The sequence below is a fragment of the Lentzea sp. NPDC003310 genome (assembly GCF_040610935.1).
Taxonomy (GTDB): Bacteria; Actinomycetota; Actinomycetes; order Mycobacteriales; family Pseudonocardiaceae; genus Lentzea.
Window position 1 is genome coordinate 44,745 of the sequence record NZ_JBEXNC010000017.1, and the last position, 13,157, is coordinate 57,901.

The 13,157-nt window shown below is 69.9% G+C and carries 9 protein-coding genes; 6 read left to right on the forward strand and 3 right to left on the reverse strand.

Annotated features, from left to right (window positions below; genetic code table 11):
* The first annotated feature begins 368 nt into the window (after nt 1-368).
* Nucleotides 369-2,390, forward strand: a complete 2,022-nt coding sequence (locus ABZX02_RS31650) for a tachylectin-related carbohydrate-binding protein (RefSeq protein ID WP_355303617.1) — start codon at nt 369-371, stop codon at nt 2,388-2,390.
* An 84-nt stretch (nt 2,391-2,474) separates the two neighbouring features.
* The gene (locus ABZX02_RS31655) at nt 2,475-4,400 is read left to right on the forward strand and encodes a tachylectin-related carbohydrate-binding protein (RefSeq protein ID WP_355303619.1); all 1,926 of its coding nucleotides are present in this window, start codon (nt 2,475-2,477) and stop codon (nt 4,398-4,400) included.
* A gap of 58 nt (nt 4,401-4,458) precedes the next feature.
* On the opposite strand, the gene ABZX02_RS31660 is transcribed toward ABZX02_RS31655, so the two are convergent.
* Genes ABZX02_RS31660 through ABZX02_RS31670 form a run of 3 tightly spaced genes read right to left on the reverse strand, consistent with a single transcriptional unit; the run spans nt 4,459 to nt 6,563 of the window.
* Nucleotides 4,459-4,839, reverse strand: a complete 381-nt coding sequence (locus ABZX02_RS31660; protein ID WP_030481733.1) for a Rid family detoxifying hydrolase — start codon at nt 4,837-4,839, stop codon at nt 4,459-4,461.
* A gap of 11 nt (nt 4,840-4,850) precedes the next feature.
* Nucleotides 4,851-5,597 carry an IclR family transcriptional regulator gene (locus ABZX02_RS31665; protein ID WP_355303621.1) on the reverse strand — a complete coding sequence of 249 codons (747 nt, stop codon included), beginning with the start codon at nt 5,595-5,597 and terminating at the stop codon, nt 4,851-4,853.
* On the reverse strand, nt 5,598-6,563 hold the full coding sequence (locus tag ABZX02_RS31670) for a sugar kinase (protein WP_355303623.1): 966 nt from the start codon (nt 6,561-6,563) through the stop codon (nt 5,598-5,600). It lies immediately after the preceding gene.
* A gap of 85 nt (nt 6,564-6,648) precedes the next feature.
* Here ABZX02_RS31670 and ABZX02_RS31675 point away from each other — a divergent pair, with 85 nt between their 5' ends.
* From ABZX02_RS31675 to ABZX02_RS31690, 4 genes are all read left to right on the forward strand, one after another.
* The gene (locus tag ABZX02_RS31675; RefSeq protein ID WP_355303625.1) at nt 6,649-7,941 is read left to right on the forward strand and encodes an amino acid deaminase; all 1,293 of its coding nucleotides are present in this window, start codon (nt 6,649-6,651) and stop codon (nt 7,939-7,941) included.
* 13 nt (nt 7,942-7,954) lie between these two features.
* A complete protein-coding gene (locus ABZX02_RS31680; protein ID WP_355303627.1) occupies nt 7,955-9,538 on the forward strand; it encodes a D-aminoacylase in 1,584 nt (527 codons plus the stop codon).
* Nucleotides 9,535-10,938, forward strand: a complete 1,404-nt coding sequence (locus tag ABZX02_RS31685; protein ID WP_355303629.1) for a gluconate:H+ symporter — start codon at nt 9,535-9,537, stop codon at nt 10,936-10,938. The genes ABZX02_RS31680 and ABZX02_RS31685 overlap by 4 nt, the downstream gene beginning before the upstream one ends.
* A gap of 98 nt (nt 10,939-11,036) precedes the next feature.
* Nucleotides 11,037-13,124, forward strand: coding sequence for an alpha-galactosidase (locus tag ABZX02_RS31690; protein WP_355303631.1), 2,088 nt, complete (start codon nt 11,037-11,039; stop codon nt 13,122-13,124).
* The last annotated feature ends 33 nt before the right edge of the window (nt 13,125-13,157 follow it).

A 13,157-nucleotide genomic window follows, 5' to 3' on the forward strand; every position in this document is an offset into this window, starting at 1 on the left:
TTCTCGATCTCGGAAAAAGCATGCGCGCACGCCGAATACGGCCACTGGCCATGGACCTACCCCCAGAAACCCCGTACCGATCCCAGCCCGTGTGAAATCGGTGTCAGCCACAGGTGCCGACAGCTGAGCATCGTCAGATCGCCGGGGAGATGTCAAGCACGCGAGGCTTTCCGCACGTGTCCGGGCGAGCAGGGACCGGCGACGTGACCTGATCGGCCCTGGCGATCTCCACGGGTGCTGGGTTACGGTCCGCTCCGCAGATCGTGGAACAGCGACGGCACAACCGGTCGCGACTGTCCACAATGACTCGACTTCTGGGGGAGTTAATGTCAACGCGTCGTTCTCGCGCGCGCAGATCCGGCCTGGGCGTGACCCTCGCCGGCGTCGTGGGCCTGTCCCTGGCCGTCGCACCGGGCGCCCCCGTCGCGTCCGCCGCTTCCCAGCTCAACTGCAACTCCGCCGTCAACGTCGTCGGCGTCACACAGAGCGGCAACGTCTTCCGCTACCCGCACCAGGAGCCGGAGAACGGCAACTTCGTGTGGAGCGCACGACAGGACATCCCCAGCAGCGGCTGGCAGATCGGCCGCGCGCTCGCCGGCCCCGAAGGCATCGTCTACCACCTCGTCGGTGACGGCCAGGGCGACGCGAGCGGGCAACTGCGGCGACTGCGAATCGTCGACACGCCGAACGGCCCCGGCTGGGCGACGATGCCGGGCGGCGGGCAGTACTCGGTCGTGGGAAGCGGCTGGGCCCGGTACAGCCAGGCCGAACACCGCAACAAGGTGACGGTCGACGAGAAGGGCCGGCTGTTCGAGATCAACCCGGACGGCAAGCTGAAGATGTTCGTCTGGGAGGGCGGGGACGACGGCCGCTGGACCGCCGAGACCGGTGGCGGCAAGGTCCTCGACACCGGCTGGGAGCAGTACAACCTGATCGTCGCGGCCGGCGACGGCGTGCTGTACGCCCGCAAGCCCGACGGGCAGCTGTTCCGCTTCCGCTACGACGCGGCGGCCGACCGGTTCCTGCAGTACGGGCAGTACGTCGGGGCCGGCTGGAACATGTTCAACCGCGTGTTCTCACCCGGCGGCGACATCCTCTACGGCACGTGGCCCGGCCAGGACGGCCTGGGCCAGCTGCTCTGGTACCGCTACCTCGAGGACAGCAACACCTGGGCACCCGGCGACCCGAACACCAACCTCGGCAAGGTCGTCGGTTACGGCTGGTACAACGAGCTCGACGTCGTGGCGTACCCGAGCGACTGCCGCCTGATCGGCCACCCGGTCACGACGCGCCCCACGATCCAGCCGAACTTCACCGCCCCGCTCACCCTCGTCGAGGGCACGACCGCGGACAAGCTCGCGAACTACTTCTTCGTCAACGACAAGGGCACCCTGTACCACGGCCGTCAGCGCAACTCCGGTGACATCCTGCTGGTCGACCACCAGGCGCTGAAGGGCCACACCGCCTACACCGGCCAGCCCGCGGCGGCGCTGAACTCGGCCACCGCGGTGGGGACGACCGAGGCGAACAAGTTCGAGGTCCACGCCCAGAGCTCCGCCGACGCGGAGACGCGCGGCAAGAAGCAGTTGAACGTGAACGGCTACTTCCCGGACGACGACGTGGTGCAGCTGCACCGCGGTCACCTCGCCGGGGACTCGGTGCTGGTCAAGGGAAGCGACGGGCTCCAGTCGTCGTTCGGCGTCGGCGCCGAGGGACAGCTGTGGTACCGCAAGCAGATCGCGGCCGACGGCCGGTTCACCGCGTGGCGCTCGCTCGGCGGCGCGGGTCTGACGCCCGACTTCACCGTGGTGGCCAACGGCTCCTCGTTCGACGTGGTCGCCCGCCACTCCGACAACTCGGTCCGCGTCGCCCGCGTCACCAACGCGGCACTCGGTACGTGGACGCACCTCGGCGGCACCGACGTGAAGGGCAAGCCCGCGGCCATCCTGCACCAGGACAACACCGTGCGCGTGCTGGTGCGCAGGAACGACAACAAGATCTACACGCAGAAGCAGGGCTCGACGGGCTTCCCCGGCGCGTGGACGGTCGTCGACGGCCTCGTCGCCAAGGGCGCTCCCACCGCCGCGGTCACCGCGAGCAACGGAGTCGAGATCGCGGCGCGTGGCGAGGACGACCTCGTCCACACCACCGGGCAGAGCCAGGAGAACACCGGGTTCCGCCCCTGGGAGATCCGCGACTTCCACGAGGCCTCGACCGATCCGACCATGGTCCGCTGGAGCGACAACAGCGTGATGCTGGCGTGGCGTGACCCGATGGGCGAGGTCTGGGCCTACCGCGGCACCTTCGGTCCGTCCCTCGCGCAGGGCACGGCCCAGCGCTCCTCCCAGGCCGTCGAGCCGGTCTACGCCGGCGGCAAGACCAGGTCCTGATCCCGTTCGGAGGAACGTCCTCGGTGGCACGGCCGCCGGGGACGTTCCTCGTCCTGCCTTGGCAACGACCATTGGGGAATCTCTGTGAGAGCAAGAGGAATCGCGCTGGCGGTGTTCACGGCCGCCGGTCTCGCCACACCCGTGCTCGCCACGACGGCGACCGCGGCCGGCACGCTGTCGTGCCAGACCGCGGCACCGGTCTTCGTGCGGCATCCCGACACCGGACTCGAGCTCCGCGCCCACCAGGAGCCGGAGAACGGCAACCCGGTCTGGAACGCGAACCGCGGCATCGGGTTCTCGTGGGACGGGCAGATGCGCACCGGTCCCGGCGGCCGCGTGTACGAGTTCACGCCGGAAGGCGTGATCAACAAGTTCCGCTGGGACGGCAACGGCTGGGACCGCAACGGGGCCTCCGACCCGATCGCCACGGGCTGGCACGGCTGGGGTGACGCCGCCTCCAAAACCCGGCTCGCGATCGACTCGCGCGGCGACTTCTACGGCATGCCGTCCGACAACGCACTGCACTGGTGGCGTTTCGACGAGAGCACCGGCACCTGGTCAGAGCGGATCATCGACACCGGCTGGGGCACGAAGTACGACATGATCTTCGCCGACGGACCCGGCGGTCTCTTCGCCAGGTCGACTGACGGCAAGCTGTTCCGCTACCAGTACGATGCCGACAGCCAGCGCTGGCTCGAGTACGCGCGCCAGGTCGGTGACTCCGGCTGGGGTCAGTTCTCCGACGTGGCCTCGGTCGGCGGAGGCGTCTTCTACGCGCTCAAGGCCGACACCGGTCAGCTGAGGTGGTACCGCTACGCCGGCAACGGATCATGGGCGCCCGACTCGGGCAAGTTCATCTCCGACGGCTGGTCGTCCGCCTGGCAGATCGAGGGCGCTCCGGACGCGTGCCAGGTGCTCGGCGGCGACATCACTCCTCCGGCCACGCCGACGCTGACCCCGAACTACACCGCGCCGCTCGGCGCGTACCAGGGCGACGACAACCTGGTGAACTACTTCGCGGTCAACGGGAAGGGGCAGTTGCTGCACGGCAGGCAACGCCACAGCAATGACATCCTGCTGGTCGACCACGCGGTGCTGCCCGGCCACGAGCAGTTCACCGGCGCGGTCGGCTTCGGTCTGTACCCGGACGGGAAGATCGAGGTGCAGGCGAACAGCAGCGCCGACGCGGTCATCCGCAGCCGCAGCCAGATCTCGAAGAACCGGGCCGAGTGGTCACCCACCTTCACCGAACGCGCGGGCAAGTTCGTGAGCAGCCCGGCCCTGGTGCGGGACAAGGACAACCTCCTCGTCTCGTTCGGGGTCGACGCCTCGGGTGGCCTCTGGTACAGCAAGCAGCTCGTGCTGTGGGGCGCGCCGGAGCAGGGCAGGTTCGGCGCGTGGCGTTCGCTCGGCGGCTCCGGCCTGACCGCGGACTTCTCCGCGCTGCGCAACGGAGACGCCATCGAGATCGTCGGCCGCTACACCGACGGTTCGGTGCGCGCGAGCAAGTTCGACGGCACGACGCTCACCGGCACGCGTGGTACCGGCGTCACCGACGTCCTCGGCAAACCCGCCGCCGTCGTGCAGCCCGGAGGCAAGGTGCAGATCGTGGTCCGCCGCGCGGACAACAGGATCTACACCCAGCTCGAGGGCACGTCCGGCTTCCCCGGCACCTGGCAGCCCATCGGCTCGCTGGTCGCGGCCGGTGCGCCCGCCGCGGTGATCGCCGGCACCGGACGCCTGGAGGTGAGCGTCCGCGACGCCAACGGTCTGGTGAACACCAGCGGCCAGTCGGCGCCCGCGCTTCCGTTCAGCGCCTGGGAGATCCGCGACTTCCACGAGGCGGGCACCGACACCACGATGTTCAAGACGAACAACGGTGACGTCCTGCTCACGTGGCGCGACCCGGCCGGTGAGGTCTACACCTACCTCGGCTCGTTCGGCACGTCCCCCACGGCACGCACCGCCGTCACCTCCGTGAGCTACGCGGGAGGCAAGACGCGACGTTGACACCCACGACAACGGCCCCGCGGACAGCGTTCCGCGGGGCCGTTGTCGTGCGAGGAGGTCAGTCGACGACGGCCAGCGCGTCGATCTCCACCAGCAACCCGGCCGGCAGACCGACGTACACGGTGGTGCGGGCAGGCGCCGGGTCCGTGACGAACTCGCCGTACACCTCGTTCAGCTCCGCGAAGTGCGCGGTGTCGGTGAGGTACACGCGGATCATCACGACGTCGTCGATGGACGCGCCACCGGCGGCCAGCACGGCGTGCAGATTCGCGAACGTCTGGCGCGTCTGCTCGGCGACGGTGGTGCCGACGATCTCGCCGGACTTCGGGTCGAACGCGACCTGGCCGGCCACCTGCAGGATGTTGCCCTTGCGCACACCCTGCGAGAAACGGGCCACCGGCTGCGGCGCGTCTGCGGTCTTGATCTCAACCTTGGACAACGGAACTCCCTTTATCTTGGAACATAACCGCATTCGACCGACGCGGCTTCGGCGGTGGCGAGCAGGTCCGGCAGGTGCGAGAGCAGGCCGTCGTAGTCGAGCAGCACCTTCGGCACGGACATCGAGACGGCCGCGAGCACCTCGCCGCGCGCGCCGCGGATGGGTGCGGCGATGCAGTGGATGAAGTCCTCGTGCTCGGAGTTGTCGACGGCGTACCCGTTGGCGCGCACGCGTTCCAGCTCCGCCACGTACGCGGCGGGGCCGAGGATCGTGTTCTCCGTGAGGCGAGGGAACTCCATGCCGGCCAGCACCTTCTGCAACGCGGCCGGGGACAGGTCGGCCAGCAGGATCTTCGCCACGGCCGTGCAGTGCAACGGGGCGCGGCGGCCGATGCGCGAGTACATGCGCATCTGGTGCCTGGACTCGTACTTGTCGATGTAGATCACCTCACCGTCCTCGTAGGACGCGAGGTGGACGGTGTGGCCGAGGCGGGAGTTTAGGTCGCGCAACGCGGGTTCGGCCGCGCGGCGGACGTCGCGTTCCTCCAGGGCGCGGTTGGCGAGGTCGAACAGCGCCGTGCCCAGGCGGTAGTGGTGCACGCCGTCGCGTTGCACGAAGCGGTGCGACTCGAGCGTGCGCAGCAGCCTCAGCGTCGTCGACTTGTGGACCTCGATCACGGCGGACAGCTCGTCCAGCGTCTTCGGGCCCGTCGCGAGCTGGCTCACCAGGGTGAGCGCTCTGTCGAGACTCTGGCTCATCTACACCTCCAGGCGGGCGGACGCCCAGGTCTGCGGATCGGCGTGCAGCAGCGGAAGCGTCACGTCCTCGGGCAAAGGATCTCCGACGTCCTCGGCGGTCAGCAACGCGGACGCCGCCTGCAGGTGGCCGGCGCGCAGCCGGACCGACGGGGACTCGCCCGCCAGGGTGGCCGCGAGGAAGCCCGCCGCGAACGCGTCACCGGCGCCGACCGGTTCCACGACCTCGACCTCCAGCGCCGGCTCGAAGTACGATTCGCCGTCCTCCAGCAGCGTCGCGCCGTCCGCGCCCTGCTTGACCACCAGCGACGCCGGGCCGGGCAGCAGCTGCCGCAACCGCGCGGGATCGCCCGTGCCCCAGACCAGTTCCGCCTCGTCGGCACCGGCCAGCACGACGTCGGCGAGGTCGGCGAGCTCCCGCAGCACGCGCGGGTCGCGGTCGGTCCACAGCGCGGGCCGCCAGTTCAGGTCGAACGAGATCCGGAACCCGTGCCGCGGCCGGCGCAGCAGTTCGCGCATCATCGCGAGGCACGAGTCGGACAGGGCGGGCGTGATGCCGCTGAGGTGCACCAACGCGACCTCGCCGAGCCCGAGGCGGTCGATCATCTCGAGGCCCATGCCCGAGGCCGCCGACCCGCGCCGGTAGTAGCGCACCGGGCTGCCGTGCGGCGAGGCCTCCTTGACGTACAGGCCGGTCGGGCGCGCCGGGTCGACCCGGACGCCGGACACGTCGACGCCGAAACCGCCCACGGTGTCGAGCACCGCGAGGCCGAACGGGTCGTCGCCCACCGCGCTGACCCACGACGAGCGGACGCCGAGGCGGGTCAGGTGCACGGCGACGTTGGACTCGGCACCACCGACGGCGCGATGCCACGTGCGCACCAGATGCACGGGACCGGGTTCAGCCGGAACCATCATCACCATGGTCTCGCCGAGACACACGACACCGCCGACGTGATCGAACCGCATGCGCGCTCCAGAGGTGTTCGTTGACGGCGGCGAGACCGAATGCTACACAACTCAGCATCACATCGCGCAATGGGAGTTGCAAAATATGCAACATCTGATGGAGATGGACCTCTCGGCCGTCGCGGACATCAGGGCGGAACGGGTCAGCTGGCGGTTCAAGGGCCTGCCGGCGAGCACGTTCGGCTCGACGATCGGCGAGGTGGCCGAGCAGGGCCTCGACCTGTTCGCCGACGAGTTCGTCGGGCCGCTCGTCGTGCTCGACGAGGACGCGCTCGCGCACAACCTGACAACGATGGCCAAGTGGTGCGACAACCACGGCGTGAAGCTCGCGCCGCACGGCAAGACCACGATGGCGCCGCAGCTCTTCCAGCGGCAGGTCGAGCACGGCGTCTGGGGCATCACCGCGGCCAACGCGTCGCAGCTGCGCGTCTACCGGGCGTTCGGCGTGAGCCGGGTCCTGCTGGCGAACCAGCTGCTCGACCCCGCCGCGCTGCGCTGGCTCGTCCGCGAGCTCGACGGCGACCCGGGCTTCGAGTTCAGCTGCTGGGCCGACTCCGAGGCCGGGGTCGCGCTGATGAGCGAGACGCTGCAGGAGCTCCAGCCGTCCCGGCCGGTCGACGTGCTGGTCGAGCTCGGCGCCCCCGGTGGCCGGACGGGCGCGCGCGACCTGGAGACGGCACTGGCCGTCGCACGGGCGGTGGACCAGAGCCCGGTGCTGCGACTCGTGGGCGCCGGCGGCTACGAGGGCGCGCTGGCGCACGACGCGTCCGAGTCGTCGCAGGCCGTCGTGGACCGCTACCTCACCGACCTGCGCACGCTGGTGCTGCGCCTCGCCGACGCGGGGCTGTTCGACGAGCTGGACTCGGTGATCGTCACGGCGGGCGGCAGCGCGTACTTCGACCAGGTGGCGGCCACGCTGTCGCAGCCGTGGCCGATGCCGGTCACGCCGGTGCTGCGCAGCGGCGCGTACATCACGCACGACGACGGCTTCTACCGCGGGATCTCGCCGTTCTCCCGGATCGACGGCGTAGAACCGTTCCGGCCCGCGCTCAAGGCGTGGGCGCAGGTGACGTCACGGCCGCAGCGCGACCTGGCGCTGCTGACGATCGGCAAGCGCGACGCGTCGTTCGACGAGGGCCTGCCCGAACCGCAGCTCGTGCGCCGCCGCGACGGCGCGATCGCCCCGCTGGCGGGAGCGACGATCACCGCGCTGAACGACCAGCACGCGTTCCTCCAGCTCGGCGCCGAGGCCACGGTCCGCGTCGGCGACTGGATCGGGCTCGGTCTCTCCCACCCCTGCACCGTGTTCGACAAGTGGCAGCTCATCCCGGTCGTGCGGGGCACCACCGTGGTCGACCTGATCCGCACCTACTTCTAGAAGGAGTGCACCGATGGACGACGTCGTCCTGCGCGGACCGCTGATCGCCGACGGCACGGGCGCGCCCGCCTACCAGGCGGACGTGGGGATCAAGGACGGCCGGATCTCGTCGATCGGGGACGGGATCAGCGCCACCCGCTCGATCGACGCGGACGGGTTGGTGCTCGCGCCGGGGTTCATCGACATGCACTCGCACTCGGACCTGCGGGTCCTCGCCGAACCGGACCACCTGGCGAAGGTCTCGCAGGGCGTCACGACCGAGGTGCTCGGCCAGGACGGCCTGTCCTACGCGCCGGTGGACGACGAGGTGCTCGCGACGTTGCGCGGTCAGCTCGCCGGATGGAACGACGACCCGCCGGGCTTCGACTGGAACTGGCGCTCGGTCGGCGAGTACCTCGACCGCCTCGACCGGGGCATCGCGGTGAACGCGGCGTACCTGGTGCCGCAGGGGACGCTGCGGATGCTCGTCGTCGGCTGGGACGACCGCCCGCCGACCGAGTCCGAAATGGACACCATGAGGTCCGTTCTCGCGCAATCACTTGCGGAGGGCGCGATGGGCATGTCGTCCGGGCTCACCTACACCCCGGGCATGTACGCGGACACGTCCGAACTGGTCCAGCTGTGCGAGGTCGTCGGGCAGCACAACGGCTTCTACAGCCCGCACCACCGCAGCTACGGCGCCGGCGCGCTGGAGGCGTACGCCGAGATGGTGGACGTCTCGAAGCGCTCCGGCTGCGCGCTGCACCTCGCCCACGCCACCATGAACTTCCCGGTGAACAAGGGCAAGGCGCCCGAACTCCTCAAGCTGCTCGACGACGCCATGGCGGATGGCGCGGACATCTCGCTCGACACCTACCCGTACCTGCCGGGCGCGACGTATCTAAGTGCACTCCTCCCGTCGTGGGCCACGGAGGGCGGACCGGAGAAGGCGCTGGCACGGTTGTCCGATGTGGACACCCGCGAACGCATCCGCGCCGAGATCGAGGAGACCGGGTCGGACGGCTGCCACGGCGTGCCGGTCGACTGGGACTCCATCGAGATCAACGGCGTCCGCCACGAGCGAAACGCCCACCTCGTCGGCTCCAGCGTGCAGAAGTCCGCGGCACGGCTGGGACGCGCGCCGGGCGAGCTGTACTTCGACGTGTTGGTCGACGAGCGGATGGGTACGTCCTGCCTCATGCACGTGGGCCACGAGGAGAACGTGCAGGCGATCATGAAGCACCCGGCGCACACCGGCGGCTCCGACGGGCTGCTGGTCGGCGACCGGCCTCACCCGCGCGCGTGGGGGACGTTCCCCCGCTACTTCGCGCGCTACGTCCGCGAACTGGGCGTGCTGAGCCTGGAGGAGTGCGTCGAGCACCTCACCGGCCGCGCCGCCCAGCGTTTGCGGCTCACCGACCGGGGTCTGGTCCGCGAGGGCTACGCGGCCGACCTGGTGCTGTTCGACCCCGCGACGATCGCCGACACGGCGACGTTCGACGAGCCGCGACAGCAGGCCGCCGGCATCCCGTACGTGTTCTGCAACGGGGTGACGGTGATCGACGACGGAACCGCCACCGGCTCATTGCCAGGCCATTCACTCAGGAGCCGCCCGTGATCGACTGGTTGCAACACTCAACAGGGGGCTTGCTCACCCTCGCGGTGGTCAGCATCGCACTGCTGCTACTGCTGATCATCAAGTTCAAGGTCGAGCCGTTCATCGCCCTGATCGTCGTCGCGCTGCTGGTGGCGCTCGCGGCGGGCGTGCCGGTGGAGGCGCTCGTCGGATCGGCCCAGAAGGCCTCGGACTCCTTGCTGGAGAAGGGCTTCGGCTCGATCCTCGGGCACATCGCCGCGATCATCGGTCTCGGCACGCTGCTCGGCGCGATCCTCGAGGCGTCCGGTGGCGCGCAGGTCCTGATGGACAAGCTGATGAGCGCGTTCGGCGAGAAGCGCGCGCCGGTCGCGATCGGTCTCGCGGGCCTGATCTTCGGCGTGCCGGTCTTCTTCGACATCGGCATCTTCGTGCTCGCGCCGCTCGTCTACGTGGCGGCCAAGCGGTCCGGCAAGTCGATCGTGCTGTTCGCCATGCCGTTGCTGGCGGGCCTTTCGGTCATGCACGCGTTCATGCCGCCTCACCCCGGACCGGTGGCGGCGGCCGGTCTTCTCGGTGTGTCCCTCGGCTGGATCATCATCATGGGTCTCGCGGTGGCGCTCCCGTCGTGGTTCGTCGGCGGTGTCCTGTACTCGTACTGGATCGGCAAGCGCATCAACGTGCCCGTCCCGGAGGAGATGCTGGCGGCGGCCGAGGTGGCCCGCGCGGAGAACGGCGGCGACGACCGCGATCCTCCGTCGCTCGGCCTGGTGCTCGCGATCATCGGCCTGCCGCTGGTGCTGATCCTCGCCGGCACGTTCGGCTCGATCCTGCTGACCAAGGGCTCGAAGCTGTACTCGATCGCCACGTTCTTCGGCACCCCCGCCGTCGCGCTGACGATCTCGGTGCTGCTGGCGTTCTGGCTGCTGGGTTTCCGCCGCGGCATGACCCGCGAGAAGGTCGCGGAACTGTCGAGCGCGTCCCTGAAGCCGGTCGCGATGATCCTGCTCGTGGTCGGTGCCGGTGGCTTCTTCGGCGCCGTGCTGGCCGCGACGGGCATCGGCAAGACGCTGGCGAACGAGCTGTCGGGCATCGGCCTGCCGGTGATCGCGCTGGCGTACGTGATCAGCTGCGTCATCCGCATCGCGCAGGGGTCGGCGACGGTCGCGATCGTGACGACGGCGGGCATCGTGGCACCGGTGCTGAAGGACCTCGACTACTCGCAGCCGCAGCTCGCGCTGGTCGTCATGGCCATCGCGTCCGGGTCGATCATCGCCTCGCACGTCAACGACGGCGGGTTCTGGATCGTGTCGCGGTACTTCGGGCTCTCGGTGAAGGAGACGCTGCAGTCGTGGACGGTCCTCGAGACCATCCTCTCGGTGGTCGGTTTCGTGGTCGCCGCGCTGCTCAGCCTGGTCGTCTAATCGGACAGAACTCAACAATCTCCAACGGTTGACAACGCGGGTTTCGCACCTGAGGATCGGCACAATGTTCATTTGTGTTTGATGTGGACGGGGCCCGCATGAGCAACACGGAGGTCGTGCACCTGCACGACGACACCTCCAGCGTCGTCATCACCCTCGCGGGCGCCAGCCTGCCGGTCGTGACGCACTGGGGGCGCACGCTCGGAGACGTCGACCAGGCCGCGTTGCGCGGCCTGGTCGAGTCCGTGGCGTGGACCAACCCGAACAACGCGCCCGACGCGCCGATCCCGCTCGCGCTGCTGCCCGACGCCGGCGCCGGTTACCTCGGCCGCCCCGGTCTGCGCGGGCACCGCCAGGGCGACCACTTCGCCCCCGCGCTGACGGTGACCTCCTTCGGCCACGAGGGGTCGATCTTCCGGTACGTCGCGTCGGACGAGGCGGCCGGGCTGACCGTGACGGGCACGCTGGAGCTGCTGCCGTCCGGCATGCTGCGGCTGCGGCACGTCGTCCGCAACGACGGCTCGACGCCGTACTCGCTGGAGGGCCTGGAAACCGCGCTCCCCGTCCCCTCGCACGCCACCGAGCTCCTCGACTTCACCGGCCGCTGGAGCCGCGAGCGCTCGCCGCAACGGCAGGCGTTCCAGTTCGGCTCCTGGGTGCGCGAGAACCGGCGCGGCCGCACCGGCCACGACGCGACGATCGGGTTGCTGGCGGGCACGCCGGGCTTCTCGTTCCGCGACGGCGAGGTGTGGGCGCTGCACGTGGCGTGGAGCGGCAACCACGTGACGTACGCGGAGAACCTGGTCGACGGCCAGCCCGTCCTGGGCGGCGGCGAACTGCTGCTGCCGGGCGAGATCACGCTGGCGGCGGGCCAGGAGTACGAGACGCCGTGGCTCTTCGCGGCGTACTCGGACGCGGGCATCGACGGCATCAGCGCCGCGTTCCACCGCCAGCTGCGGGAACGGTCGCTGCGGCCACGCCCGGTCGTGCTGAACACGTGGGAGGCCGTGTACTTCGACCACGACCTCGCGCGCCTCACGTCGCTCGCCGACACCGCCGCCGCCATCGGCGTGGAGCGGTTCGTGCTGGACGACGGCTGGTTCCGGCACCGCCGCGACGACTCCGCGGGCCTCGGTGACTGGTTCATCGACGAGACGGTGTGGCCGGACGGGCTGACGCCGTTGATCGAGCACGTTCGCGCGCTGGGCATGGAGTTCGGGCTGTGGTTCGAGCCCGAGATGATCAACACGGACTCCGACCTGTACCGCGCGCACCCCGACTGGGTGCTCGGGCCGCGTCCCGGCGTGCTGCCGCCGCCGTCGCGCAACCAGCAGGTGCTGAACATCGCGCACCCCGAGGCGTACGCGTACATCCTCGAACGGGTCTCGTCCGTGTTGGCGGACAACGACATCGCGTTCGTGAAGTGGGACCACAACCGCGACCTGATCGGCTCGCGCGTGCACGAGCAGACCGCCGCGTTCTACCGGCTGCTCGACGAACTTCGGCTGCGCCACCCGCACGTGGAGATCGAGAGCTGTTCGTCCGGTGGCGGTCGGATCGATCTCGGCGTGCTCGCGCGCACGGACCGCGTGTGGACGTCGGACTGCAACGACGCCTTGGAGCGCCAGCTGATCCAGCGGTGGACAGGGGTGTTCCTGCCGCCTGAGCTGATGGGCGCGCACGTCGGGCCGACGAAGTCGCACACCACGGGACGCGTGCACGACCTGTCGTTCCGCGTCGTCACGGCGATGTTCGGGCACTTCGGCATCGAATGGGACATCAACTCGGCCACCGACGAGGAACGCGCCGGGCTGCAGGGCGCGATCGAGTACTACAAGGACGTGCGGTCGTTGGTGCACAGCGGTGTCTCCGTGCACTCCGACCACCCGGACCCGTCGGCGTGGGTGCACGGGGTCGTCGCCCAGGACCGCTCCGAGGCGCTGTTCGGGTACGTCCAGCTCGCGACGACGGTGCAGAACAAGCCCCGCCGGGTGCGGCTGCCTGGACTCGACCCGGCGCGGACGTACCGGGTGTCGTTCGACGCGCCCGCCGGGTATCCGGGGCTGTGCCAGCGGCAGCCGGCGGACTGGGCGCCGCTGCAGCTGCCCGGGTCGGTGCTGTCCGAGGTCGGGATCCAGCTGCCGGTGCTCGAACCCGAGCAGGCGGTGCTGCTTCGACTGCGTTAGCAGGGAAAAGCCCCGGCGGATCCCTCCCCGCCG

What these genes read in the sequence shown, in the direction of transcription:
- ABZX02_RS31665 (WP_355303621.1), bottom strand. Translation starts at nt 5,597, where the DNA reads ATGAGCCAGAGTCTCGACAGAGCGCTCACCCTGGTGAGCCAGCTCGCG.
- ABZX02_RS31670 (WP_355303623.1), bottom strand. Translation starts at nt 6,563, where the DNA reads ATGCGGTTCGATCACGTCGGCGGTGTCGTGTGTCTCGGCGAGACCATG.
- ABZX02_RS31675 (WP_355303625.1), top strand. Translation starts at nt 6,649, where the DNA reads ATGCAACATCTGATGGAGATGGACCTCTCGGCCGTCGCGGACATCAGG.
- ABZX02_RS31680 (WP_355303627.1), top strand. Translation starts at nt 7,955, where the DNA reads ATGGACGACGTCGTCCTGCGCGGACCGCTGATCGCCGACGGCACGGGC.
- ABZX02_RS31690 (WP_355303631.1), top strand. Translation starts at nt 11,037, where the DNA reads ATGAGCAACACGGAGGTCGTGCACCTGCACGACGACACCTCCAGCGTC.